The sequence below is a fragment of the Polynucleobacter sp. AP-Nickl1-40-C4 genome, from assembly GCF_035012665.1.
Classification (GTDB): domain Bacteria; phylum Pseudomonadota; class Gammaproteobacteria; order Burkholderiales; family Burkholderiaceae; genus Polynucleobacter.
This window is the reverse complement of record NZ_JAYGQR010000002.1, coordinates 56,856-80,507: the sequence shown is the minus strand read 5'-3', so window position 1 is coordinate 80,507 and position 23,652 is coordinate 56,856. Positions and strand designations below refer to the sequence as shown.

Sequence of the window (23,652 nt, the reverse complement as noted above, 5' to 3'; positions counted from 1 at the left end):
AATTACACTTTCCACAAAATTTGCACGGCATAGGCCGCACAGGCTACGAGATACAAAACAGTTAACACTTGGAGTGTTAAGCGAATGCTGACGGGCTTGATGTAATCCATCCAGATATCACGGATACCAATCCAGGCGTGATAGAACAGACTGATAAACGCCAAGAGCGTCAACAACTTCATGAATTGGTTGCTGAACAAAGCAGACCAGCCTTCATAAGTAGCGCTGCCAGTAATGCAATAGTCCACTAACAAAACAATCGTAAATACCACCATCACTATCGCGGTAACGCGCTGGATGATCCATTCTTTAAGGCCGTAGTGCGCGCCTACAACTAAGCGCTTTGGTCCAATTTGATAAATAGGCATGAAATTTCCTTAAATGATGTGCGCTTAGTACACGCCGAATAATTTGAGACCCACTACAGCAGTCAAAGCCAAGCCGAGGAACAAAACAAAAATGGCTGAACGATTTGCTTCAGACTTCTCAACGCCGATTTCTAAATCGAGCAAGAGGTAACGGATACCAGCACAGAAGTGGTGCAAGAAACACCAAATCAAACCGAGACAAATAATCTTGACCAAAATATTGCCAGTGAAAGCTTGGAATTTTTGGTAGCTCAGCTCAGATGCAAGACTCTGATCGAAGAGATACAAAATAAATGGCAGCAAGAGGAACATCGCTGCCCCGCTAATGCGGTGAAGAATTGACACTTTACCGGCCCAAGGAAGGCGGTATTTAATCAACTGGGCAAGACCAATATTTCGGTAAACCGGTCTATCTTTTTTTACATTTTGCTGTGAATCAACCATGGGCAATCTCTATCTTTAGGTGGAGGTTCATTGTGGTTTTGTTGTATCGCAACATATTCTATTGGAAACCTTAGGGCTGGTGGGGATTTTTACGGGTTTATAGGGGTTTAATAGGGGTTTTAACGGATATGTTCATCAACGCACTTAGTTCAATTTGTTTTCGTAATGCTGCTTTGAAGTGTCGTATCTAGCGTGACGAATTTCTACTGGTTTATTCCCGTAGGTGAAAGCCACCCGTTCTACAGAAAGGAGTGGCGCACCCTCTTCCAGATGAAGGTGTTTTGCCAGCATTTCATCAGCAGCTACAGCCTTAATTTTTTCTTCTGCACGCACCATATGGGTGGCGTAATGCCCCTCATAAAATGCGTAGACGGGACCATGCCAAGCATTAAGCACTTCAAGGTCCAGACCCTTAAAACGGGCTCCAGGCAGAAAAATCTCTTCAAAAACAATAGGTTTGCCTGCAAAGCTCTGAACCCGATCAATATGAATAATGGGGTCCCCTGCCTTTAATTTGAGCAAATTAGCCACATAAGTCGTAGCCTCGACCTTTTCACAGGTCAAAAACTGGTTGGTCAGGTGAAATTTCTCACCAGAATCCGGGGCTAAACGTAAAAAACGGTACTGCCAATCATCCTCTTGATGGGTCGCGACAAAGGTGCCCTTCCCTTGGCGGCGAACCAGTAAATTTTGGGCGGCCAGCTCATCAATAGCCTTGCGAACGGTACCCTGACTGACGGCATAACGGGCTGCAAGCTCCATCTCACTGGGAATGGCCATTCCTGGCAGCCATTCCGAGGCTTGCAAACTAGCCAAAATCATCGCCTTGATCTGTTCGTACAGAGGGCTAAATGAGGCAACAGGCAAATTTACATCAGACAAATTAACTCCAGGCCGTGTCAATTGGATAAAATTCAAAGTAATTCTAGTCTTATATAAGACATCATTGACAGTGTAAAGCTAAAGTCCCTACACTTGAATGGATAATAGAAAAGTTTTCATTAATTAACCCTCTTAACCAACTTCTGGAGTTCTCAGTAATGGCAAAAGCCCCAATGCGTGTCGCTGTAACCGGTGCAGCCGGTCAAATCGGATATTCCCTTCTATTCCGCATCGCCAATGGCGACCTGCTGGGCAAAGATCAGCCCGTCATCCTGCAATTGCTTGAGATTCCTGATGAAAAAGCTCAAAAAGCCTTAACTGGCGTCATGATGGAGTTGGAAGACTGCGCATTCCCGCTATTGGCAGGTATGTCAGCACACTCTGACCCAATGACCGCTTTTAAAGATATCGACGTTGCCCTTTTAGTTGGCGCACGTCCACGCGGTCCTGGCATGGAGCGTAAAGACTTGCTCTCCGCTAACGCACAAATTTTCACAGCTCAAGGCAAGGCATTAAATGCAGTTGCTAAGAAGACTGTAAAAGTATTGGTTGTTGGTAACCCAGCAAATACCAATGCTTACATCGCCATGAAATCTGCTCCAGATATTCCTGCGAAGAATTTCACAGCAATGCTGCGCCTGGATCACAACCGCGCCCTCTCACAATTGGCTAGCAAGTTGAACAAGCCGGTAGCTGATATTGAGAAATTGGTTGTATGGGGCAACCATAGCCCAACAATGTACCCAGACTATCGCTTTGCAACGATCGACGGCAAGTCAGTCAAAGACTCTATCAACGATGCAGCTTGGAACAAAGATGTATTTATTCCAACTGTTGGTAAGCGTGGCGCAGCCATCATTGAAGCGCGTGGCCTGTCTTCTGCAGCTTCTGCAGCGAATGCGGCAATTGACCACATTCACGATTGGGTTCTCGGCACTAACGGTAAGTGGGTAACGATGGGCATTCCTTCTAAAGGCGAATACGACATTCCTGCTGAAGTGATTTATGGCTTCCCAGTTGTTTGCGAAAACGGTGAATACAAAATGATCGAAGGTTTAGAGATCGATGCATTCTCCCGCGAGCGCATGACCCACACCCTGAATGAGTTACTCGAAGAGCAAGCTGGCGTTAAGCACTTGCTCTCATAAGGAAAACTAGATGAAGAAAAACCTTCTCGCCATTAGCCTTGTGCTTGCTAGCGCTTTAGGCGCTGCAAATGCATTTGCTGATGAGGAAGCATTTACTTGGACCTGTCAAGAAAGCAAGCAGTTCAAAACTACTGGCTCAACTGAAAAGATCCGCTTAACTTGGGAATCCAAAACGTATGATTTGGATCGCCAAACTTCATTGCCGGGCAGCCTGCGTTACAAAAATACCAATTCAGGTTACGACCTAGTGGTATTGGGGAACAAAGCAATGCTATTTAACATTAAAGCGGGTGTACGTCTTGCCGATTTCTGCCAAACAGCAGATATGAGATCTGGTAAGTTGCCACACTTGTTTGCTGGCGCAGAACCTTTTGTGCAGAATTAATTTCTCGCACTGCATCAAATAAAAAAGCCGAGATTTCTCGGCTTTTTTATTGCTTAGTGTTTCTATTATTTTATTGATATATTTTTCTTTTGCTTCTTTGTTTTGCCTCTTTGTTTAATCTAGTGAAACAAAGGTTGCTGTGATGGTGCATCGTCTGGCATTTCAGCATGCACTGCCTCGCCTGAGCGATCTGGGAATAAAGGTGCACCACAGTCATCACAAAGCTCTGGATCAAACAGCATTGCATGTCGGAATATATCCTCTACTCCTGCGTCATGCAAGGCATCACAAATCTTCTTAATTGGACTCTCATCATCTGACAGGTCGTTTAAAGCGTCGTTTGCCACGCTTTCCCTGTCGTACAGCGGCCAAATCACTCCATACATTACTTCGGATGAACCTTTTACACTGAACGATATTCGATACTCATCCGCCTGCTCTTCTCCAAATGCACCGACCACACAAGATAAGCCAGCCGGCAATATCCCGAGAGTGCTCTCTAAGAAATTGACTGCTGCGCGAATACTCAAAGGTCGCACATGCTTATCAGCCAAACGGCAGTTTGTGAAATACGCCTCTGGTAAGAGCAACTCAAACTCACAACCAGGGAGTAGGGATGCAATCGGCTCCTGCATAGCAGTTTGCCAACCAATCAAACTCACGCCCCGCTCTTGGCGGGCTGGTGGCTCAGCCTGCCATCGGAAAATGGGAGAGCCGCTCGGCGCACTTAAGGCGGCAATAATAAAGCGTGGATCCGCTAATACGGCAATCGTTTCCGACATGTTACGCAACTCAAGCTTGACATCTTTTCCAGAGATTGCCGCGGTTGCCAATGCTTCTGTCAGCACGCGCGTTTGACAATGGGAATGCGGCATTTGATCAATGCTGTAAAGCCAAGGAACAATAGCAATGCGCGTGTCAGTTGAGGCAATAGCGCTATGTAGGGCCTGAGCAGTTGACTCAATAATATTGACAGGTAATGGCCCGGATGGAATCTGATAACGAGTATGCGCAACGATAGGCATTGCTAGTAACAATACATCCCACTCCTGCCCTTCATGCTCAACCCTCAATGACTCAGCCAAGGTTTCTGCAATGTCGGCAAGTACTTCAAAGGCTACTGTATTGATACGGAAGGTTTGATCTAGGGCGGCATCAATCACATTTTGATTTTGACTTTTGAGCAAGCGCATTAAGCGTACGTTCAGGCGCTCTTCCCAGAAGCGATCCTCGATCTGACTGCCAGATGCGGCCAAAGAAATAGCGTCAGCCACCATCTTCTCCACTTCTGGAGAATTCCGTTGCGATGCTTTAGTGCGATGCACGGCCATTATTTTCTTTCTGCCCTTCTAAATACAGGCTTATCTACTTTTGATTCAGCGGCATAGTACTTGTAGCCATCCAAATTAAAGCCCTTTAAATCAGCGGGATCAGTAATGCGATTCTCAACCACATAGCGAGCCATCAAGCCGCGGGCTCGCTTGGCATAAAAAGAAATAATCTTGTACTTACCATCCTTAGCATCCTGAAACACCGGGGAAATGACCTGGCAATCTAATTCTTTAGGTTGAAGTACCTTGAAATACTCCTCTGAAGCCAGGTTCAGTAGTACTGGCTTCTTTTGCTTTTCTAAAACCTTTTTGATGGAATCGGTTACGCGACTCCCCCAGAATGCATAAAGATCCTTACCTCTGGCGTTTTTGAATGAGGTGCCCATTTCTAAGCGATAAGGCTGCATCAAATCCAGAGGCTTTAGCGCGCCATAAAGGCCGGACAAAATTCGAATGTGATCTTGGGCAAACTCTACCGCTTTGGCATTCAGTGTTTTAACGTCAAAACCATCATAGACATCCCCACCAAAGGCATAGATCGCCGGCTTACTGTTTTCTTCTGTGAATTTCTTGGACCAATCCCGGTAGCGACCGACATTCAGAATAGCCAACTGATCGGATAAACCCATCAATTTGGCAATGTCTTGCGGTGCTAGCTTCTTGAGATCAGCAATAAGCTTGGCTGATTCCGAGACAAACTCGGGCAAAGTAGGCGCCTTGACCTTGGCGGGGGTCTTGTAATCCAAGGATTTAGCAGGTGAAAGAACGATCAGCATGGCACAATTTGTTTATGTATTTTTACCATTCTAGCGACTACCGAATATATCCGCTGTAAAAGGCCGATCATTACCCCTGCCCTCATGAACCCGCTAGAGACACCCTCTTTTCCAAGTCGCCTACCAAAAGTTGGAACCACCATCTTTACGGTGATGTCCTCCCTGGCCGCAGAGCATCAGGCGATTAATCTTGGGCAAGGCTTTCCGGACTTTCCATGCGACAGAAAACTGATTGCTGATGTGAATGCCGCCATGTTGGCAGATCACAATCAATACCCCCCTATGGCTGGAGTTGCAGAGCTTCGTCATAGCATTAGTCAGAAGATCAGCCGTTTATATAGTCACCACTACGACGCTGATACTGAAATCACAATTACTGCAGGTGGTACACAGGCCATATTTACAGCCATACTCTCTTGCATTGGCCCTGGTGATGAAGTCATCATCATCGAACCCGCCTTTGACTGCTACCGACCTGCAATAGATTTAGCTGTAGGAAAAACGATTGCCGTTTCATTACAGGTCGTACGTGATGAATCAGGACAAGTAGCTTCGTATCAAATTCCGTGGGATGTATTAGCAAATGCTATCAACCCTAAAACGCGACTCATTTTGATTAACACTCCGCATAATCCGACTGGTATGGTGTGGGATAAATCAGATCTTGATCACCTAGCAGCCTTAGTTCGCGATACTTCCGCCTTGATTCTGAGTGACGAAGTCTATGAGCATATGGTCTATGACGGTGCCAAGCACCATAGCATCGCCTCTCATCCAGAGTTAGCAGCCAGGAGCTTTCTAGTTTCTAGCTTTGGCAAGACCTATCACGTCACTGGTTGGAAAGTGGGTTATGTGGCTGCGCCATCTGCGCTAACAAAAGAGTTTCGCAAGGTACATCAGTTCAATGTATTTGCTGTCAATACCCCTATGCAATATGGCTTAGCTACTTATCTTGCAGATGAAAACCATTATTTAAATCTTCCCGCCTTTTATCAAGCTAAGCGAGATTTTTTTAGGGCTGGCTTAAGTAAAACCAAATTTAGATTGCTTCCCAGTCCCGGAAGTTATTTTCAATGCGCTGATTACTCCGCGCTGGGAATCCCTCAGGCTAAATTGAATGAGGCTGATTTTTGCAAATGGCTTACTAGTGAAGTTGGGGTAGCCGCTATTCCAGTTTCTGCTTTTTATGATCAACCTACCGAGTCTGGCGTCATTCGTTTTTGTTTTGCAAAGCAAGAGCAAACTCTCGCCAATGCTTTACAGCGCTTACAAAATTTATAGAGGAAAAAATGGCAACCCCAAAATCAAAAGAAGTGATTGATGTTTACAGTTGGCCAACCCCAAATGGCCATAAGGTGCACATCATGCTCGAAGAATGCGGCTACCGCCTAGGTCGCGACTGGATTGCTCATCCGATTGATATTGGTGCCGGCGATCAATTTGCGCCTGAATTCCTCAAGATTAGCCCTAACAATAAGATTCCAGCAATCGTTGATCCTAATGGGCCGGACGGAAAACCAATCAATATATTTGAGTCTGGCGCCATCCTTCTCTATTTAGCCGGCAAGACTGGCAAATTCTTGCCCCAAAGCACCCGCGGTAAGTACGAGGTGCTGCAATGGCTGATGTTCCAAATGGGTGGCCTTGGCCCCATGCTTGGGCAAAACCACCACTTCAGACTCTACGCACCTGAGAAAATTGAATACGCCATTAATCGTTACACCAATGAAGCCAAACGCATCTATGGAGTATTGGATGGTCAACTGAAAGATAATCCTTATATTGCAGGCAAAACTTATTCCATTGCTGATATTGCGATTTATCCATGGACTCGTAATTGGAAAAATCAAGGCATTGAAATCAATGATTACCCGCATTTCAAAAAATGGTTTGAAAAGATTGGGGCACGACCAGGAGTGATGCGTGGCTGCCAAGTATTAACTGCATTGCGGAAACCCTTGCATGACGACAAGGCTAGAGAGACGTTATTTGGTTCTACCCAATATCAAAAGAGGAAATAAGATGAGCATTCAATCAGTAGGCGTCATTGGTGCGGGCACTATGGGCAATGGGATTGCACAAGTGTGTGCGGTTGCAGGCCTTGATGTCGTGATGGTTGATATTAATGAGGCAGCAGTGCAACGTGGACTTGAGCAAATTAGCAAGAGCTTGGATCGACTCGTTAAAAAAGAAACGCTTACCGTTGACGCAAAAGCAGCTGCACTCAAGCGCATCAAAGGCAGTACTTCGTATACTGACCTCAAAGGTTTGGGTTTAGTTATTGAAGCTGCAACCGAGAACCAAGCAATTAAAGAAAAGATTCTCAAGCAAGTAGACGAGATCGTGAGCAAAGACACCATCATTGCCACCAACACCTCCTCCCTATCGATTACCAAACTAGCGGCACTTGACTCCAACCCTGCGCGCTTTATTGGCATGCACTTCTTCAACCCCCCGCCCCTGATGGCCCTGGTGGAAGTGATTCGCGGCTTGCAAACTAGTGATGCTACTCATGCCGCCATTATTGACATGGCTCAGCGCGTTGGCAAAGAGCCTATTACTGTTAAAAACTCCCCTGGCTTTGTAGTGAATCGCATTTTGCTACCAATGATCAATGAAGCCTTCTTTGTTTTATCGGAAGGTCTTGCTAGCCCAGAAGATATTGATGCAGGAATGAAGTTGGGTTGCAATCAACCGATTGGACCGCTAGCCTTAGCAGACCTCATTGGTCTTGATACTTGCTTGGCAGTGATGGAAGTCTATTTTGAAAACTTCAGCGACTCTAAATACCGCCCTTGCCCACTGCTTCGTGAAATGGTTGCTGCTGGATACCTCGGTCGCAAAACAGGTCGCGGTGTATACACCTACGATAAATAATTTCACTTACAACTCCTTAACCTAGATACCTCCATCGTGAACCCCATCCCACCCTTAGTTCGAAAACTTGGCTATGCCGGTCTTATTCCATTTATTGGGCTAGCTCTCATGGTGCAATTAGCGCCAACACCCGTGAATTATTTAAGCGCCGAGTCTTTAGCGGGTTATGGGGCTGTGATTACTTCGTTTATGGGAGCTTTGCATTGGGGTGCCAATTTACATCTTCTGGGAAAAGCACCTGCCGGTGACCGCTGGGAAGACCGAAATGCTTGGATCTGGGGCGTTATCCCCGCTTTGGTTGCTTGGTTAGCGCTTCATATTTATATTCCAGTAGGCCTACTTATTTTGGCTTCTACTCTGATCATTCAGCGCAATATTGATCAAAATACCTATCAATATTATTTTGCCGATGAAGCTACCCGCTCTGCATTTATGACAATGCGCAATCGCTTGACCTATGTTGCAGCAGCCTGTCTAACCTGGGCATCCTTAGTTATTCTCTTTATTCAAGCATGATCAATGAGCAGTCTTTTTGATAGCGCACCGCCTCCACCTCTAGCAGAAGCACTGCGTCCAAAAACGATTGAAGAAGTCATTGGACAAGGCCATTTATTAGCAAGTGGTAAACCACTCAATCTAGCATTTGCCTCCGGCAAACCTCACTCGATGATTTTGTGGGGACCTCCAGGCGTTGGTAAGACTACGCTGGCACGTCTCTCCGCTAAGGCATTTGATCGCGAATTCATTGCAATCTCAGCAGTCTTAGCTGGCGTTAAAGAAATCCGGGAATCCATTGAGCAAGCCCAACAAAATATGGCTCAGTACGGCAAGCAAACGATTTTATTTGTTGACGAGATTCATCGCTTCAATAAAAGCCAGCAAGATGCGCTGCTACCCCATGTAGAGTCAGGCTTATTCACCTTTATTGGCGCCACTACTGAGAACCCATCATTTGAAGTGAACTCAGCGCTCCTATCGCGTGCTCAGGTTTATGTCTTGAAATCGCTTACTCCCGAGGAGCTGAAATTACTCTTTGATCGAGCCCATCAGCACGCGATGCCCGATGTGCAATTTGAATCAATAGCAATCGATACCCTTATCTCCAATGCTGATGGTGATGCGCGACGCCTTCTCAATTTAGTTGAACAAGTGCGCAATGCTGTCCTCACACCAAATGCGGAAGTAACAATCGTTGATCAGAAATTTATAGAGAACGCACTGAGTGCTCAAGCGCGGCGTTTTGATAAAGGTGGTGATCACTTTTACGATCAAATCTCCGCTCTACACAAATCCGTTCGCGGATCCAACCCCGATGCAGCCTTATATTGGTTTTGCCGCATGCTAGATGGCGGCGCCGATCCCCGTTACTTAGCCAGACGTATTATTCGGATGGCTTGGGAAGATATTGGTCTGGCAGATCCAAGAGCAATGCAATTAGCTAACGATGCGGCCCAGACCTATGAAAGACTGGGATCCCCTGAGGGTGAGTTGGCTCTTGGGCAAGCCGTGGTTTATCTGGCTGTAGCCTCAAAGAGCAATGCAAGCTACAACGCTTTTAATGCTGCTCGCGCTTATGTAGCAAACGATCAATCCAAACCCGTTCCGAATCATCTGCGCAATGCACCTACCAAATTGATGAAAGAGCTTGGTCATGGCAAAGAGTATCGCTACGCCCATGATGAGCCTCATGGCTATGCCGCCGGTGAAACGTATCTCCCGGATGGCATGAAGGAGCCGCATTGGTATGAGCCAGTTGAGCGTGGCCTAGAGTCGCAGATCAAAGAAAAGTTGGCGTACTTGAAAAAGCTCGATGAAGAGCACAAGAAGAAATAAGGCGATATGAGTACAAAGATTGCAGCCACCTTTTATTACGATATTGTTTCGCCGTTTGCTTATCTTTATATCAAGCAACGACAGCGTCTTGAAGTCAAGCTGGATATCAAACCTGTTCCGATTTTGTTGGGCGGCCTACTCAGAGCTACTGAAAATAAGGGGCCGGGAGAAGTTGCAGCAAAACGTCCGCATACCTATCAGCTCTGTGTATGGCAGGCAGAGAAGTTAGGTATTCCTTTTCGCTTCCCAGAACATCACCCCTTTATGACGGTTGCTGCACAACGCCTTCTAGTTGAACAGAATGCCGATTGGGTGATGGTTGAGCGTGCTTTTGATTATGTTTGGGTGGAAGGGAAGGACCCCAATCTATCTTGGCCAGACTTTTGTAGCTACTTAGGGCTCTCCGCAGACACACCTAAACCTGAAAATCCAGAAGTGAAGGCAAAGCTGATCGCTAATACCAATCAAGCAAAAGCCGATGGTGCCTTTGGAGTGCCCGCCCTGATAGTGAATCAGCATTGCTTTTGGGGTGTTGACACCATAGACTGGACCTTGGATTACCTCGCAAGGCCTGGGATGTTTGCAGAGGCTTCTTATAGCTACGCTAGCAATATTCCGAATGGGCTCGTATAGCTAAAAAGTCGCATACTGCAATTAAGGTATTCTTTAGTCATTAAAAAGCATTGGGCGGAGACCGCATAAGTGAGAAAGATATTTTTAGTAGCCCTAATTTACTGCCTCGGGGTACTAGTTACGGCCTGTGGTGGAGGAAGCTCAAATACCGAAAACGTACCAGCTGCCGCTCCCACCTCTGCCACAACCCCCAGCAACACCTCCTTTACCGTCGGCGGAACTGTATCTGGGTTAAACGGATCTCTGAGTATTAAAAATAATGGAACAGATCAATTGACTGTGAATACATCAGGACAATTCATATTTGCAACACCCACAGCTCAGGGTGGACAATACAACGTCACTATTACTTCACAGCCAAGCACTCAAATCTGCACCCTCACAAATTATTTTGGAACTAACGTTACCGCAAATATCACAACCATCGTCATTAGTTGCGTCGACAATCCTCCGGCAACCACAACATTATCAATAAGCACAACTTCACTTGCTCTTGCGGCTAGTGGAAATCCACGCATATTAATTCTTACCAATACGGGTACAGAGACTGCTTCATCCATAAACATGACATCCACCCCAGCCCTTCCCACAGGAACAAGCAAAAGCACCACATGTAGCGCATCACTTGCGCCAGGCTCGTCTTGCGCCATTACCATTACACCCGGCTTCACACCGAATTCAGCCGTTGGTTCAACATCAGTAGCAAGTGCAATGGCTATTAGCGGCTCAAATACCAATAATGTGAGTGCCGATATTTATGTTCTTACTTATGGAAATATCTATCAGTCTGGGTATATTTTTTCAATTGATGACTTAACCGCCACTACAAGCAGCATAGGCGGAAAAGTTTTTTCCTTAAGCAATCAATCCCCGGCCGCACACTGGAGTCCCGATAATTTCGGCATTGGAGTAACTGAGCTCTCTACTGCCCCACCTTGCAATGGAGCCAGTGACGGACAATGCAATACTTCTCTCATTGTTGGTTATTACTCCTCCACTCCATCAAATAGCTACGCCGCTGGTTTATGCAAATCTACAATTAATGGCTATGCTGATTGGTACTTACCTGCTATCTGCGAAATGAACTCCTCATCAACAGTAACTTGCAGCGCACAAAACGATATTCAGTCAAAACTTATTACAACCAATATCATCCCGTTAAATGCAAATTATTGGAGCTCTACAGAATACGCCGCTAGTGGTTTTGCATGGTTTAGTAATCTTTCAACCTCGGGCGGAGGTTCTGATTTCTTTTCAAATAAGAACGCTCAACTGGTAACCCGTTGCGCAAGAAAACTAACTAATTAACTAACTTTATTTATTCTTTAAGGAGCTCTTATGCGTAAGCTATTCGCCACCCTCGTTGTTGCTGTTTCTTGCTTTACCGCTCAAGCTGCATTTGCAGGTCCTAAGGTTGAATTCAAAACTACGATGGGTAACTTCGTCGTTGAATTAGATGATGTAAAAGCACCTAAGAGCACTGCTAACTTTTTGAACTACGTCAAGAGCGGTTTCTATAACGGCACTATTTTTCATCGTGTGATTGATGGCTTCATGATTCAAGGTGGCGGCTTTACGCCGGATTTGGTTCAAAAGCCAACTGATTCCCCAGTGGTTTCTGAAGCGCAAAATGGCTTGAAGAATAATGTTTACACGATTGCGATGGCTCGCACATCTGATCCAGATTCTGCAACTTCGCAGTTCTTTATTAACGTGAAAGACAATGCGGCGCTCGACTATCCTAATGCGATGGGTAATGGCTATACCGTGTTTGGCAAAGTAATCTCTGGCACACAAACCATAGATGCCATTCGCAAAGTACCAACCATGGTTGCGCCAGCCCCACGTATGGGCAGAATGTCTGATGTTCCTACCAAGACTGTCATCATCGAATCCGCCACGATTCTGAAGTAAGTAGAAATTGCCAGGTAAGCCGCGATGATTTTGCTCGATGATGCGCAAAGCACCGCGGCCTTACCCACTAGTCGCCAATATGAAAATGCACTGCAGTACTGGCGTGTTCTTCCAAGCGGCGATCATGCGGTAGATTTAACCGCCACCCAGCAGTGTCTTACTGAAATTTCTGCCGCGCTTGCAAAGGGCGAATTTATTGTTGCTGCCTTTGCTTACGAGTTAGGCAGACAAATTCATAATCTACCTGAGCGAATCAATCACTCAGATCATCACCATCCGCTCATTGAAGCCTGGTCTTTTGCAGAATTCAAAAAACTGTCTAAGCAGGATGTCGATAGTTTCATTGCTCAGAGGTTGGCTTCGCTAGATTTAGCTCAAGCAAGCGCCGGAGTAATGGATGTTCAACAATCCTTGAGCGAGGAGCAATTTACTGCCGATATTGCAGTGATACAGGAATACATCCGCAGCGGTGATAGCTACCAGATTAACCACACCTATCGAATCACAGGCAAGACTTATGGTGCTCCACTCGCCTTATATAGCCGCCTAAGGGACCGCCAGCCTGGGCGTTTTGGTGCTTTTATCGAGCATGATGGCAACTTTTTACTGTCGCAATCCCCTGAACTGTTTATTGCGCGAGATGGCGACACGATAAAAGCTATGCCAATGAAGGGTACCGCAAGTGCCCTATCTACTATTGCGAGCACCTTATCGGATGACCCAAAGAATCAAGCTGAGAATGTCATGATTGTTGACTTGCTACGCAATGATCTCAGTCGCATCTCTCTTCCAGGTACGGTACTAGTACCCAATCTATTTGAAGTGGCAAGACATGGTGATGTGTTGCAAATGACTTCCACAGTGCAGGGTCAGATCAAACCTGAGATTTCTTTATTCGATATTTTCAAAGCGGTATTTCCATGTGGCTCTGTTACAGGGGCCCCTAAAAAGCGCAGTATGGAAATTATTCAAGAACTAGAACCCGAGGATCGTGGCTATTATTGTGGTGCTTTAGGCTGGCTTGACCCCAATGGTAATTTTGCCTTTAGTGTGCCGATCCGTACGGTGGAAATCAGTCAAGATCCCGACTCTCATGAATCAAGCTTCACCCTAGGGGTTGGCGCCGGAATCACCAATGACTCAGATGCAGGCCAAGAATGGCAAGAGTGTCGCATTAAATCAGCGTTTCTGATGGATCTGCCAAGCGCTACCGGTTTATTTGAAACCATTGCAGTTCGGAATGGCGAACCCCAGAGATTGCATGCTCATTTAAATCGTCTGTCTCTATCCGCAATAGCGTTAAGAATGCCTTTTCAACTTGAGACTGCCCAGTATTTGATTTCGAACACCTGTGCATCACTTGATAAAAAATTGTTATACCGATTAAGGCTTGATCTCTCAACTACTGGTGAGCTATTGGTTACAACTGCTGCGATAGATTTGATCAATGAACCCGTCAAAATATTCTGGGCAAAAGATATTCTGCCGGGTGATACAACGATGTTTTCTGGAGACGCTTTACTGCGTCATAAAATCAGCAATCGATCTCTCTATGACCAAGCTTGGCAAGAAGCCGTTAAGTTAGGTGGATTTGATGCCTTATTTATCAATGAGCAAGGCTTCCTTACTGAGGGCGGGAGGACTAGCATTTTTGTCAAACCTCACGGTAGCTCTGAATGGCTTACACCGCCAGTGTCAGCTGGCCTCTTGCCCGGGGTAATGCGCGCCGCCCTGCTTGCCGATCCATCCATGAATGCCCGCGAAGCTAACCTGACTATTAATGATGTTTCAATGGCAGATGAGATTATGCTTAGCAATGCACTACGCGGCGCCATCAAGGCCCATTTTTAGAAAGTCAGTATGAAGTATTGCTCTAACTGCGCATCTGTATTAACCATCAAGATTCCAGCGGATGACTCTCGTGAGCGTCATGTCTGTGAAGCGTGTGGCAGTATTCATTATCAAAATCCTCGCAACGTGGTTGGAAGTATTCCGGTATACGGCAAACAAGTTCTCTTATGTCGTCGCGCTATTGAACCTCGTCATGGCTTTTGGACATTACCTGCGGGCTTTATGGAGTTAGGCGAAAGCACAAGTCACGGAGCTGCGCGCGAGACTCTTGAAGAAGCTGGCGCTTCTGTAGAAATTGGGCCACTCTATTCTTTACTGAATGTGCCCCACGCAGAACAGGTGCACCTATTCTATTTAGCCACGATGACTAATCCAGAATTTTCTGCCGGCGAAGAAAGTCTTGAAGTAGCCCTTTTTCATGAGCATGAGATTCCATGGGAAGAATTGGCCTTTCCAACTGTCAAGCAAACCCTTGAATGGTTTTTTGCAGACCGCGCTGCTGGCAACTTAGAGGCTGGTAAGGAATTTCATGTGCGCAGTCGTGACGTCTTACCTTCTGAGAGGATCTAAAGAGTTAATATGGGTCAGATTGCCTGGCTAGGGCCCAACGACCCTTTCCCAAGTCCGTTGCTTGAGGCAGATCCTGATCCCAGCGTCCCCGGACTCATTGCAGTCAGTGAACAAATATACCCAGGGCAACTAGCTCGCGCCTATCAACAAGGTATTTTTCCCTGGTACTCGGATAACCAACCTATTCTGTGGTGGTCGCCAGATCCCAGAATGGTATTGAAGCCTTGCGCGTTTAAATGCAGTGAATCTTTGCAAAAGAATATTCGACTCTTTTGTCAAAATACGCAATCACAGATATTGGTTGATGCTGATTTTGGCGCAGTCATACGCTCATGCGCTACAAGTGCTCGCAAAAATCAAGATGGCACTTGGATTACCCATGAAATTATTGATGCCTACACCGCACTTTATGAACAAGGAAATGCTCATAGCATTGCCGTTATAGAGGATGGCCAACTTACTGGCGGACTCTATTGCGTTGCCTTTGGGGGAATGGTGTTTGGTGAGTCTATGTTTAGTCGCAAGACAAATGCATCAAAAATCGCCTTAGCAGCCCTGAGTGCATGGTGCCTGATGAATGAAGTCCAGATGATCGACTGCCAGCAAGAAACAGCCCATCTTCTGTCTTTAGGTGCCGCCCCAATAGCTAGGCAAGTCTTTTTAGAGCAACTGCAAACATCCTTAAATCAAACTAAGATTGAGAAATCCTGGGCATTTGACAAAGCAATCTTGCATCACTGGTTATGACTCAACTTAAAGAACTCCCCTTAACCGCTCTGCAGTTCTATGCAACTGCTCCCTATGCTTGTAGCTACCTGCCCAATAAAACAGCTCGCTCACAAGTAGCTACACCATCGCATCTGATTCATGCGGATGTGTATAACGATTTACTCAACGCAGGCTTTCGGCGTAGTGGTTTGTATACCTATCGACCTTATTGTGATGAATGCAAAGCCTGCATTGCTACACGTATTTTGGTAAATCAATTTACTCCCTCTCGCAGCCAGCGCCGCGCCCAGAAAAAACATTCCGATCTTCAAGCCTCTGTCCTCAATCTCGGTTACCAAGAGGAACATTACCAACTCTATCAACGCTATCAAACTGAGCGGCACGCGGGTGGCGACATGGATAGCGATGATCAAGATCAATACATGCAGTTCTTATTACAAAGCCGAGTGAACTCCCGCATTGTGGAGTTTCGGGATGGTCCTCATGACCCACATCCGGGTCGATTGCGGATGGTCAGCATGATCGATATTCTGGAACAGGGAATCTCCTCTGTTTATACCTTTTACGACACCACAAGCCCTACTGCAAGTTATGGTAGCTATAGCATTCTGTGGCAGATCGAACAAGCTCGCATCTTAGGTTTACCTTACCTTTATCTGGGCTACTACATCAAGGAAAGTGAAAAGATGTCCTATAAAGTGAAATACCAGCCGATGGAAGGCTTGATTGACGATCATTGGCAAGCACTCTCTGAGTCATAATATCTACCCATGATCGATCGATACTCACTCATTCGCCCCTGGCTGTTTTGCATAGACCCTGAAAAGGCGCACAACCTCACCTTAAGTAATATGGACCGCGCCCAGCGTTGGGGTTTATTGGAAAAATTGGTTAGCAAACCAATGAATGATCCACAAACACTTTGTGGGATTGATTTTTCTAATCCAGTTGGATTGGCTGCAGGCTTAGATAAAGATGGCAAGCATATAGATGCACTGGCTGCATTAGGATTTGGATTTTTAGAGATCGGCACAGTCACACCACGACCACAACCTGGCAATCCTAGGCCGCGCATGTTTCGTTTGCCTGAAGCTCAGGCCATCATTAATCGCATGGGCTTTAATAATGATGGTGTTGATGCCTGTGTAGCTAGAGTGCGTCGCTCTCAGTTTTGGCAAAGTGGTGGTGTACTTGGTTTAAATATTGGCAAGAATGCCAGCACCCCGATTGAAGAGGCTTCTCGAGATTACATCCTGGCGATGGAAGCCGTTTATGAAATCTCTACCTATATCACCGTCAACATTTCTTCTCCGAATACCAAAAATCTACGCGCCTTACAAGGCGAAGAAATGCTCCGCGAATTATTGGGAAGTCTTGATGAAGCCAGAAAGCGCTTAAGCGATCGTTACTGTGTACGCAAACCACTCTTTTTGAAAATTGCACCCGATCTAGACCATAGCGACATTAATCTCATCGCCGATCTCCTGCTCGAGTTTGGCATTGATGCTGTGATCGCTACCAATACAACCATCTCTCGCGATGCAGTCAAGGGAATGGAGTTTGGTGAAGAGGCTGGCGGCTTATCTGGCGCGCCCGTGCGAAATGCCTCTAATATTGTCATCAAAGCTTTAAAAGCCAGATTGGGTAATCAACTACCCATCATCGGCGTGGGCGGCATCATGAGTGGCGCAGATGCCCGTGAAAAGATCATGGCAGGTGCAAGCTTAGTACAACTCTATAGCGGCTTGATTTATCGAGGCCCTGACTTAGTAAAAGAGTGCGCCACCGCTTTAAGGCAAGCCTAAAAGAGCCTTAATCCCCTGTTTCCCCATAAAACGGGATATTTTCAGCAGATGCCTTTGTAAAATAGGATTTCATAATATGCAATTTCGTCTGAAATCGCTACAATGAGGCCTATGACCACCAGCAAGACCATCAAAACTCCTAAATCTACCGGCGAGGCTGGCAAGACAGCCATCCAGGTAGTGGAGCGCATGATGAATTTGCTAGACGCTCTTGCTGAGCAAGAAGAATCCAGCAGCCTGAAGAATCTCGCAGAGACAACTGGTCTGCACCCTTCTACTGCCCACCGAATTTTGAATGACCTCGTTGCTTGCCGATTGGTTGAGCGTGGCGATGGTGGCACCTATCGCCTTGGCTTAAAACTTTTAGAGCTGGGTAATTTAGTGAAGGCACGCTTATCCGTGCGTGAGGCCGCTCAGCTACCGATGCGTACTCTGCATAAGCTCACTGGTGAAACCGTTAACCTATCCGTACGTCAAGGCGATGAAATTGTCTACGTTGATCGTGCTTATAGCGAACGCTCAGGCATGCAGGTAGTTCGTGCCATTGGTGGTCGCGCCCCTTTGCATCTCACCTCGGTTGGCAAACTCTTCCTCGCGAGCGACGATCCCGGACAAGTACGCGCCTATGTCACTCGCACCGGTTTGTCTGGACATACTCGTAACAGTATTACCGAATTGGGCAAACTCGAAACCGAACTCAATCACGTGCGTAAGGTGGGTAATGCTCGCGATGACGAAGAACTAGAGTTAGGCGTGAGCTGTTTAGCTGCAGCCATTCTGGATGACACTGGGAAATTGGTTGCTGGCCTCTCTTTGAGCGCCCCAACGGATCGCATTCAGGCCGATTGGCTCCGCGCCCTTCAAGAGACTGCCCTACAGATATCCAAAGGCATGGGTTTTAAACCCAAATCTGCCGAGCCAGGCTCAGCAGCTTAATTAAGCAGTTACATCAAGCGACGAATGGGTTGCGCGCCGGATGGCATGCGCTCGTACCAATCGCGCACCCGCACTGCATCGGCAAAACGGGATTGCGTTCCTACAGAATCCAAAAAAACCAATAGCAATGGTGTGTTGTTTACTCTTGCCTGCATGACTAAACATCGACCTGCAGCGTTAATGAAGCCCGTCTTCTGCAATCCAATATCCATATCCCCGGAACGTACCAAACGGTTTGTGTTCAAAAACTTTTGCGGGCGATTGGCGATGACCATAGTTAAATCTGGCCAGGTTGAGAACTCACGAATGGTTTTGTACTGATAAGCAGCATTTAGCATCCGCGTGAGATCTTCTGCCGAAGCAACGTTCTCACTAGTCAGTCCGGTAGGATCTTCAAAGTGGGAGTGCTCCATACCGAGATCTTTTGCCTTGCGGTTCATAGCAGAAACAAATGCTGGTAGGCCACCAGGATAGTTTCTGGCCAAGGTATATGCAGCGCGGTTCTCAGAGGACATCAAAGCTAAGTGCAGCGCATCTTCACGAGTCAGTGCAGTACCTTCAGCCAAACGAGAGTGTCTATAGATATGAGCATCTTCAGCATTAATTACGACGACCTCATCCATCGGCAATTTTGCGTCTAATGTCACCATGGCTGTCATAAGCTTGGTGATGGAGGCAATGGGCAAGCTGACGGATGGATTCTTCTCGTAATAGACTTCCTTTGTATCCTGATTAACTACCATCACTACAGTGGATTTAAGATTTAACTCATCGCGCTGTCCACGTAAACCTAATGCAGTAGCCAATGATGGAGGTCCTGCAACTACGGGTGCAGATGATCTAGTAACAGTGACACGGACGGTTTTGGCTCTTTTGGGTGACTTAGTCACCACTTTTGTTGACTTTGCTTGCTTCTGCTTATCTTTTGTTGCGGCCTGAACAGGTGCGTTACCCAGCACTCCCATTGAAAAGAGCAATGCAATAACTAGGGGCCAAAATCGATTCAAACGCATCCCAAAATACCTTCCAAAACTTTCAACATACGGAATGATAATTAATTTCCGAAGACAAAGCGGTTTTATTCGCCCCAATCCAGATAATTTATCCCACCAAATGACTACCCTACTCGGCAATCGTCGCTACTGTATTAGTCTGACGGGCATTCACCAGCACCACGCCAGTCATCGTCAAACACAAACCTACCGCCATCAGCAATGTAAATGGCTCATCAAATAAGAGCCAAGCCATCGCAGCAGTAGTCGGAGGGGTTAGATAGAGCAAACTAGTCACCTTAGTGGCTGCCCCTTTGCGAATCATCATAAATAGCAAACTGATGGATCCGATTGATATGGGGAATATCGCCCATAGCAGCGCACCAATGACCGACGCATTCCAAACCATCACTCCAGTTTCAAAGAAATACATACAAAAGAAAGAAAGGATGGCGGACACGCCAAATTGAATTGTAGATCCGGCACGCAGGTCAAATATGGGGCAGAATTTCTTCTGATATATCGTCCCAAAAGTAATTGAGAGCAAAGCAGCAAATGCCAGAAAATAACTTATAAGCGGAATACTCAATAACCCCACTTTTGCAGCGACAACTAAAGCAACCCCCATAAATCCAAACACCAAACCGATCCATTGCCTGGTTGTAACTTTCTCGGAAACCCATGCGGCGAACCAAGCAGTCAAAATAGGCTGCAGACCAACTATCAGAGCCACTAATCCAGCGGTCATACCCAATCTAACCGCAACCCAAACACCCATCAAATAACCAAACTGCAGCAAGATCCCGGCAATAGCAATGTGCTTGAATTGAGACCGACTGGGCCAGGTGATTCTCCAGACGAGGCTGAGCGCTGCCATAGCCGCTAGAACCCCTGCAAAACGCCAAAATAGGAAGGTGGCTGGCTCTACATATGGCATTGCCATACGCGCAATCACAAAGCCGGTACTCCAAATGAGGACAAAGATCGGTGCAATGGCGTTATCAAGCGAAAGCTTCATGGGTAACTTACTGAAAATATTGAGATTTTTTTACTGAGACTCTAATTTTAGGCTCTTTTCTCATTTGAACCCTTCATCTCCATGGCAAGCCATTTATGCTGCAACGCAACATCTATGCCATACAATGGTGCAAAGAGAGTACATTAGGTAAAAGCCGAAGATCAAAATATTCAAAACAGTTAAACGGAAAGAGATGCAGATGAACTTAACTCCAGAACAAATTGCAGCCGCACAAAAAGCAAACTTAGAGACCTTGAGTGGATTGACCAATCAAGCTTTGCAAAGCATTGAAAAGTTGGTTGAGCTCAATATGCATATTGCGAAACAAAGTTTGAGCGATAGCATGAATAGCGCCAAGAAAGCATTGGAAGTGAAAGACATTCAGCAGTTGCTAGCCCATCAAGCCGAAGCAGTGCAACCAATGGCAGAAAAAATTATGGCCTATAGCCGTCATTTATATGAGTTAGCTCACGAAACACAAAACAGCTTTACCCAATCTGCTGAAAAAGAATTTCAAGCCGGCCAAAAGAAAATTAACTCTTTAGTAGAAGAGTGGACTAGAAATGCACCGGCTGGATCAGATGCAGCTATGCAAGCAATGAAGCAAGCAATTGCTTCTGCAAATAACGTATTCGAAACTAGCCAAAAGGCTGTGAAGCATGCGGTCGAAGTTGCGCAAACCAACCTCAGCACCGCCACTGAAACAGTGTTGAAGACTGCCGATACAGCTAGCAAAGCTCCGAAGAAGAAGCAATCTAGGTAGGCCTCCCTCGAGGGCCCAATCAAGAAAACTCTTTCGAACGCAAAAGCCCCGAGCAGTCGGGGCCTTTTCTTTTCAGAGCGCCCTACTCGATCGGAATAAAGACTTCATTTCTTCTAGGCTGAGGCAATTGATTCTTTAAAGCCAATTCTGAAAGTCGCTCATTGAACTCAGACTCCTGAGCTGCTGCTCCACGGTACACCTCCATCCAAGTCTCCTTGCCATCTTGATCTGGCAATGGTCTTTTGAGTAACTCACAAACTAAACCCGGGAACTCATGCGATAACTGAGCATGCATTTTTCTAAGATTACTTAAGACCAGAGGATATTCTGAAACAACAAGTTTAAAGTAAACATATAAGTTCATTTACTGCCATCCATTCCATTCCAGCGAGTTACCAGCGTATTATCCAGGTCGAAAAGATCTAGGCATCTTCCAACAGTGTGATTTACCATATCCCCAATAGACTCTGGCTTGGCATAAAAGGCAGGTACTGGAGGCATCACAATTGCACCACATTCGGTAACCTGAGACATAGAGCGTAAATGACCCGCATGTAGGGGGGTCTCTCTGACCAACAGGACCAAACGACGACGCTCTTTTAACGCTACATCAGCAGCCCTAGAAACCAGACTACTAGTCACCCCACTAGCAATCTCTGACAACGTTCTAATTGAGCATGGGGCAATAACCATGCCAAGACTCTTAAAGGAGCCCGAAGAGATGGAGGCGCCAACATTTTTCGCAGAATGAACAACATCAGCCATAGCTTCAATTTGGGCTGGCTTGTAATCTGTTTCCGCTGCCATAGTCAACTTCGCTGAGTCACTCATTACCAGATGAGATTCAATGCCAAGATTCTTCAGAGCCTCCAGAATACGAATTCCATAAATCGTTCCTGATGCACCTGTAATGGCAACAATTAAGCGTTTGTTCAAAATAAGTCCCAGTAATTAATTTGATTTCAGATGTGAGGCTATTGGAAACTGAGGATCAAGCACGGCATCTAAATTTACTGCTTCCTCCCCGGGAATCTTGACCTTGGTAAATACGTGCCCTTCATATGTGAGCGGCTTAGTTGCATCTAGGCCCATCTTTGAACTCATACCTTGAAATTGAGCGGGGATAACTCCATCCTCATCGATAGGCAATCCAACAGTCGTAGAGGGATCCAAAACAGATCCTTGTGCATCATGGATAACAATCAAGCCACGTTTAGCTTGAAATCTTGTAGCTATAGCCCATTCAACCTGAGCAGGGTCATGGACATCGACATCCTCATCCACCACCACAACATGCTTCACATCATAGTGAGAACTAAAAGCGCCTGATATTACATTCTTAGGCAAGCCCTCATGCGTCTTTTTAATCTGAACATAAAGGTGATATCTTCCGACGCCACCGAGCGATAAATGCACATCTAAAACGCCAGGGAAGCTTCTCCGCAGATGGGACAAAATTGTTGCCTCTCTAGGAATGGATCCAAGTAATAGATGCTCTAGCTCTGCAGGAACAATGGTGTGAAATATTGGATCTTTTCTATGAGTCACTGTATCCACCACAATTACTTGGCGCTTCTCTTGAGAGCTATAGTATTTAGGATACTCGCCGAAGGGGCCTTCCAGCTCACGCACTTTAGGCGGAATATGCCCCTCAATCACAATTTCTGCATTTGCTGGCACCAGAACATCATTGCTTAAGCATTTCACTACATCTAAAGGCTGTCCATGTAGGGCACCGGCAATTTCTAGCTCATCTGAATCAATCGGCGCAATCGCCTGAGAGGCAAGAAGTGTCAATGGATCTACGCCAATAACCACCGCAACAGGCAATGGCTGATTCAACTCTTCAGCAGCCTGTTGAAAGGCATGCAGATGTCTAGGCAAAATTAGCACTGCCATGCGATCTTTTGAATTTACCTGAATACGGTTGATTGAGACATTTTGGACGCCAGTCTTGGGGTTTTTTGCAATTACCAAACCGGCAGTGATGTACGGCCCACTATCATGCTCGCTGTGTGTAGGAACCGGCAATAAAGTTCTCACATCAAAATCACGATGCACAACCTCCTGGCAAGGGCCCTCTTTAACTAAATTACAAGGCAAGGGGTTATCGGCCGCCAAACGATATGCATTTAGCAAATCAGCCTCACTCACACCCATTGCCTCGGCAATCCATGAACGCGAAGACATAAAACCGGAAACTACTGGCATTGAGTGCCCATCTGGGCCCGGGAAAAAAACGCTACTTTTTCCATCTAGCTTTTTAGCAATGGCTGCTAGCTCGTGCTTGAGCAAGACATTCTTCTTGGTAACAACCAAACGATTGGTATCGGCAAGGTGGGATAGCCATGTTCGAAGTTGGGTAAATTTTTTCATCAATGCAACCTATAAGATATA

General features: G+C 46.1%; 28 protein-coding genes. 17 read left to right on the top strand and 11 right to left on the bottom strand.

The features are described 5' to 3' along the window. Positions 1–2: 2 nt before the first annotated feature. The 3 genes from sdhD to VC182_RS02710 form a co-directional block, all read right to left on the bottom strand. On the bottom strand, positions 3–368 hold the full coding sequence (gene sdhD, locus VC182_RS02720) for a succinate dehydrogenase, hydrophobic membrane anchor protein (RefSeq protein ID WP_072582237.1): 366 nt from the start codon (positions 366–368) through the stop codon (positions 3–5). Positions 369–392: 24 nt separating this feature from the next. Continuing rightward, entirely contained in the window at positions 393–812 is a 420-nt protein-coding gene (gene sdhC / locus VC182_RS02715) for a succinate dehydrogenase, cytochrome b556 subunit (RefSeq protein WP_072582236.1), read from the bottom strand. A 144-nt stretch (positions 813–956) separates the two neighbouring features. After that, positions 957–1,694 carry a GntR family transcriptional regulator gene (locus VC182_RS02710; protein WP_215321899.1) on the bottom strand — a complete coding sequence of 246 codons (738 nt, stop codon included), beginning with the start codon at positions 1,692–1,694 and terminating at the stop codon, positions 957–959. 158 nt (positions 1,695–1,852) lie between these two features. Between VC182_RS02710 and VC182_RS02705 the strand changes: the two genes are divergently transcribed. Together VC182_RS02705 and VC182_RS02700 are read left to right on the top strand one after the other, a co-directional pair. After that, entirely contained in the window at positions 1,853–2,842 is a 990-nt protein-coding gene (locus VC182_RS02705; RefSeq protein ID WP_072582234.1) for a malate dehydrogenase, read from the top strand. Positions 2,843–2,852: 10 nt separating this feature from the next. Next, positions 2,853–3,227 (top strand): hypothetical protein, encoded by a 375-nt coding sequence (locus VC182_RS02700; protein WP_323484417.1) that lies wholly within the window; start codon positions 2,853–2,855, stop codon positions 3,225–3,227. A 119-nt stretch (positions 3,228–3,346) separates the two neighbouring features. Here VC182_RS02700 and VC182_RS02695 read toward each other — a convergent pair whose 3' ends face one another. Continuing rightward, positions 3,347–4,558, bottom strand: a complete 1,212-nt coding sequence (locus VC182_RS02695) for a DUF2863 family protein (protein WP_323484416.1) — start codon at positions 4,556–4,558, stop codon at positions 3,347–3,349. After that, positions 4,558–5,334, bottom strand: coding sequence for a peroxide stress protein YaaA (gene yaaA / locus VC182_RS02690; RefSeq protein ID WP_323484415.1), 777 nt, complete (start codon positions 5,332–5,334; stop codon positions 4,558–4,560). The genes VC182_RS02695 and yaaA overlap by 1 nt, the downstream gene beginning before the upstream one ends. Before the next feature lie 84 nt (positions 5,335–5,418). Between yaaA and VC182_RS02685 the strand changes: the two genes are divergently transcribed. From VC182_RS02685 to VC182_RS02660, 6 genes are read left to right on the top strand one after another with little or no spacing between them, the layout of a single operon-like run. Further along, positions 5,419–6,615: a pyridoxal phosphate-dependent aminotransferase gene (locus VC182_RS02685; RefSeq protein ID WP_323484414.1), complete on the top strand. Its 1,197-nt coding sequence runs from the start codon at positions 5,419–5,421 to the stop codon at positions 6,613–6,615. 32 nt (positions 6,616–6,647) lie between these two features. Further along, entirely contained in the window at positions 6,648–7,355 is a 708-nt protein-coding gene (locus tag VC182_RS02680; protein WP_323484632.1) for a glutathione binding-like protein, read from the top strand. Between the two features lies 1 nt (position 7,356). Next, complete coding sequence (locus VC182_RS02675; protein ID WP_215321892.1) at positions 7,357–8,211, top strand: 3-hydroxybutyryl-CoA dehydrogenase; 855 nt, start codon at positions 7,357–7,359, stop codon at positions 8,209–8,211. 36 nt (positions 8,212–8,247) lie between these two features. Continuing rightward, positions 8,248–8,727, top strand: a complete 480-nt coding sequence (locus VC182_RS02670) for a DUF3429 domain-containing protein (RefSeq protein ID WP_323484413.1) — start codon at positions 8,248–8,250, stop codon at positions 8,725–8,727. 3 nt (positions 8,728–8,730) lie between these two features. Continuing rightward, positions 8,731–10,044: a replication-associated recombination protein A gene (locus VC182_RS02665; protein WP_323484412.1), complete on the top strand. Its 1,314-nt coding sequence runs from the start codon at positions 8,731–8,733 to the stop codon at positions 10,042–10,044. 6 nt (positions 10,045–10,050) lie between these two features. Next, positions 10,051–10,677: a 2-hydroxychromene-2-carboxylate isomerase gene (locus VC182_RS02660; RefSeq protein WP_323484411.1), complete on the top strand. Its 627-nt coding sequence runs from the start codon at positions 10,051–10,053 to the stop codon at positions 10,675–10,677. 386 nt (positions 10,678–11,063) lie between these two features. Here VC182_RS02660 and VC182_RS02655 read toward each other — a convergent pair whose 3' ends face one another. Beyond that, complete coding sequence (locus tag VC182_RS02655) at positions 11,064–11,327, bottom strand: hypothetical protein (protein WP_323484410.1); 264 nt, start codon at positions 11,325–11,327, stop codon at positions 11,064–11,066. 61 nt (positions 11,328–11,388) lie between these two features. Between VC182_RS02655 and VC182_RS02650 the strand changes: the two genes are divergently transcribed. The 8 genes from VC182_RS02650 to VC182_RS02615 all read left to right on the top strand — a co-directional run bounded on the left by VC182_RS02650 (position 11,389) and on the right by VC182_RS02615 (position 18,482). Continuing rightward, complete coding sequence (locus tag VC182_RS02650) at positions 11,389–11,985, top strand: hypothetical protein (RefSeq protein WP_323484409.1); 597 nt, start codon at positions 11,389–11,391, stop codon at positions 11,983–11,985. A gap of 30 nt (positions 11,986–12,015) precedes the next feature. Continuing rightward, complete coding sequence (locus tag VC182_RS02645; RefSeq protein ID WP_216122368.1) at positions 12,016–12,591, top strand: peptidylprolyl isomerase; 576 nt, start codon at positions 12,016–12,018, stop codon at positions 12,589–12,591. Between the two features lie 24 nt (positions 12,592–12,615). After that, the gene (locus VC182_RS02640; protein ID WP_323484408.1) at positions 12,616–14,442 is read left to right on the top strand and encodes a bifunctional anthranilate synthase component I family protein/class IV aminotransferase; all 1,827 of its coding nucleotides are present in this window, start codon (positions 12,616–12,618) and stop codon (positions 14,440–14,442) included. A 9-nt stretch (positions 14,443–14,451) separates the two neighbouring features. Then, positions 14,452–15,012 (top strand): NUDIX hydrolase, encoded by a 561-nt coding sequence (locus VC182_RS02635; RefSeq protein ID WP_323484407.1) that lies wholly within the window; start codon positions 14,452–14,454, stop codon positions 15,010–15,012. Positions 15,013–15,021: 9 nt separating this feature from the next. Then, positions 15,022–15,759 carry a leucyl/phenylalanyl-tRNA--protein transferase gene (gene aat, locus VC182_RS02630; RefSeq protein WP_323484406.1) on the top strand — a complete coding sequence of 246 codons (738 nt, stop codon included), beginning with the start codon at positions 15,022–15,024 and terminating at the stop codon, positions 15,757–15,759. Then, positions 15,756–16,502 carry an arginyltransferase gene (locus tag VC182_RS02625; RefSeq protein WP_323484405.1) on the top strand — a complete coding sequence of 249 codons (747 nt, stop codon included), beginning with the start codon at positions 15,756–15,758 and terminating at the stop codon, positions 16,500–16,502. Before aat ends, VC182_RS02625 begins: the two co-directional genes overlap by 4 nt. Positions 16,503–16,511: 9 nt before the next feature. Then, positions 16,512–17,546 (top strand): quinone-dependent dihydroorotate dehydrogenase, encoded by a 1,035-nt coding sequence (locus VC182_RS02620; RefSeq protein ID WP_323484404.1) that lies wholly within the window; start codon positions 16,512–16,514, stop codon positions 17,544–17,546. Positions 17,547–17,648: 102 nt separating this feature from the next. Next, positions 17,649–18,482 (top strand): IclR family transcriptional regulator, encoded by an 834-nt coding sequence (locus VC182_RS02615; RefSeq protein ID WP_323484403.1) that lies wholly within the window; start codon positions 17,649–17,651, stop codon positions 18,480–18,482. Between the two features lie 8 nt (positions 18,483–18,490). Here VC182_RS02615 and VC182_RS02610 read toward each other — a convergent pair whose 3' ends face one another. Beyond that, positions 18,491–19,495, bottom strand: coding sequence for a serine hydrolase (locus VC182_RS02610; protein WP_323484402.1), 1,005 nt, complete (start codon positions 19,493–19,495; stop codon positions 18,491–18,493). A 109-nt stretch (positions 19,496–19,604) separates the two neighbouring features. After that, a complete protein-coding gene (locus tag VC182_RS02605; RefSeq protein ID WP_323484401.1) occupies positions 19,605–20,492 on the bottom strand; it encodes a DMT family transporter in 888 nt (295 codons plus the stop codon). 199 nt (positions 20,493–20,691) lie between these two features. On the opposite strand from VC182_RS02605, the gene VC182_RS02600 reads away from it, so the two are divergent. Further along, positions 20,692–21,255: a phasin family protein gene (locus VC182_RS02600; RefSeq protein WP_216156881.1), complete on the top strand. Its 564-nt coding sequence runs from the start codon at positions 20,692–20,694 to the stop codon at positions 21,253–21,255. Positions 21,256–21,337: 82 nt separating this feature from the next. Here the strand turns inward: VC182_RS02600 and VC182_RS02595 are convergent, their stop codons facing one another. Genes VC182_RS02595 through VC182_RS02585 form a run of 3 tightly spaced genes read right to left on the bottom strand, consistent with a single transcriptional unit; the run spans position 21,338 to position 23,631 of the window. Next, the gene (locus VC182_RS02595; protein WP_216263009.1) at positions 21,338–21,619 is read right to left on the bottom strand and encodes a DUF4936 family protein; all 282 of its coding nucleotides are present in this window, start codon (positions 21,617–21,619) and stop codon (positions 21,338–21,340) included. Beyond that, positions 21,616–22,194 carry a UbiX family flavin prenyltransferase gene (locus tag VC182_RS02590; RefSeq protein ID WP_216157678.1) on the bottom strand — a complete coding sequence of 193 codons (579 nt, stop codon included), beginning with the start codon at positions 22,192–22,194 and terminating at the stop codon, positions 21,616–21,618. Before VC182_RS02590 ends, VC182_RS02595 begins: the two co-directional genes overlap by 4 nt. Positions 22,195–22,206: 12 nt before the next feature. Further along, complete coding sequence (locus VC182_RS02585; protein WP_323484400.1) at positions 22,207–23,631, bottom strand: UbiD family decarboxylase; 1,425 nt, start codon at positions 23,629–23,631, stop codon at positions 22,207–22,209. Positions 23,632–23,652: the final 21 nt, after the last annotated feature.